This is a genomic window from Patescibacteria group bacterium (assembly GCA_034660655.1).
Classification (GTDB): Bacteria; Patescibacteriota; Patescibacteriia; order JAACEG01; family JAACEG01; genus JAACEG01.
The window spans coordinates 1-1,520 of sequence record JAYEJU010000063.1 but is presented as its reverse complement, the minus strand read 5'-3'; the positions used below and the strand labels follow the sequence as shown (position 1 = coordinate 1,520).

The 1,520-nt window shown below is 27.3% G+C and carries 4 protein-coding genes; all 4 read left to right on the top strand.

Annotated features, from left to right (window positions below; translation table 11 throughout):
* Positions 1 to 247 (top strand): hypothetical protein (locus U9O55_04660; protein ID MEA2089095.1); only part of this gene is annotated, 247 nt, incomplete at its 5' end.
* A gap of 127 nt (positions 248 to 374) precedes the next feature.
* On the top strand, positions 375 to 527 hold the full coding sequence (locus U9O55_04655; GenBank protein MEA2089094.1) for a hypothetical protein: 153 nt from the start codon (positions 375 to 377) through the stop codon (positions 525 to 527).
* A 44-nt stretch (positions 528 to 571) separates the two neighbouring features.
* Positions 572 to 730 (top strand): hypothetical protein, encoded by a 159-nt coding sequence (locus tag U9O55_04650; protein ID MEA2089093.1) that lies wholly within the window; start codon positions 572 to 574, stop codon positions 728 to 730.
* A 62-nt stretch (positions 731 to 792) separates the two neighbouring features.
* Positions 793 to 1,395 (top strand): site-specific DNA-methyltransferase, encoded by a 603-nt coding sequence (locus U9O55_04645; protein MEA2089092.1) that lies wholly within the window; start codon positions 793 to 795, stop codon positions 1,393 to 1,395.
* Positions 1,396 to 1,520 lie beyond the last annotated feature (125 nt).

The window sequence follows — 1,520 nt, the reverse complement described above, 5'->3', positions numbered from 1 at the left end:
TTCAGAACCAAAATTAAATGAAGAAAAAACAAAAAATATAATTTTATATTTTCTTAATAAGTTAGGAGGAATGTCAGAAAAGAAATTGCAGATGTTGCTTTATTTCGCTTCATACGATTATTTTGAAAAGGAAGAAGAACATCTGACTGGACTTGTTTTTTATAAAACAAAAAATGGAATTTTTATAAAAAAATTAAATGAAATTTTAATAAAAATGATAAAACAAAAAGAGATAAAACTTATTTGACAATGAAATAATTTTATGCTATTATAAAAATATAATTTAATCGCTAAACCCATAGAACGCAATTTGTTTATTGGCAATGGTTTAGCGATTATAGCCGATAGTGAATTGCGTTTTGTGGTATAAAGTTATGAAAAAACCAATAATCAAAAAAAATGATAAATATGGAATAACAATATATAATAATGACTGTTTTGATATTCTACCTACGCTTAAAGTAAAGTCTATTGATTTGATTTTGACAGATATTTTACTTAACAAACAGCGTGTGTTTGGTATATAATGAAAATGGGATAAAATTAAAAATAATATAAATAATTATTTATTATGAATAATGAAAGAGAAAATATCGTAGGGCGGGTGAAACCCTATTACGAGGACATTGAAAATGGTATAAGCATTTACAATGCGAATTGTTTTGATGTTTTAGGGTTTCTTGGTGAAAAAACCATAGATTTGGTTCTCACCGACCCGCCCTACGGCTAACTGGCACGACAGCGTGTGATTGGGATAAACAGCTAATTGACCTTAATGAACTTTGGAAAGCCTTGAAACCTCTCGGTAAAGATAATGCCGCTTATGTTTTTACCGCCTCTCAACCTTTTACCAGTAAATTAGTAATGAGCAATTTGAAGTGGTTTAAGTATGAGTGGATGTGGGAAAAACAAAAAGCAAGTAATTTTATGTCTTTGAAATATCAACCAGCTAAATATCACGAAAATATATTAGTTTTTTCAAGAAACAAACATATTTATAATCCAATAAAATGGTTAGTTGCAAAACATAAAATTGATAAACGAAAAACTATAAATAATAGCTATCAAAAAAAGGAAACTCACTTGGGAATAGGATTAAGAATTAGAAATAAAGATGATGGAACAAGATATCCAAAGTCGATAATTAAAATAAATAAAAGTATAAACAAAAATTTCCACCCAACTCAAAAACCAGTAGCCTTGTTTGAATATCTAATAAAAACTTACACAAACGAAGGAGATTTAGTTTTAGACCCATTTGCTGGAAGTTTTACTACTGCTGTTGCCTGTAAGAAATTAAACAGAAAATTTATTGGTATTGAGATGTTAGAGAAATACTGTGAGGTTGGTGTAGAAAGATTAAAAGCAATTCAACCAAGTTTAATCAATAACTAAAATAATTATATAAATTCATTTGTTTGTATAATAGTCGGAGTATTAGTGGATATCCATCTATTTTAAAAAAATAAATATGTTAAAATATTTTAAGCATTTTTGGACAATCACAAAACATAAATATT

Bases quoted from the DNA above. Each gene is read 5' to 3' on its own strand.
- U9O55_04655 (MEA2089094.1), top strand. From the start codon at position 375: ATGAAAAAACCAATAATCAAAAAAAATGATAAATATGGAATAACAATA.
- U9O55_04650 (MEA2089093.1), top strand. From the start codon at position 572: ATGAATAATGAAAGAGAAAATATCGTAGGGCGGGTGAAACCCTATTAC.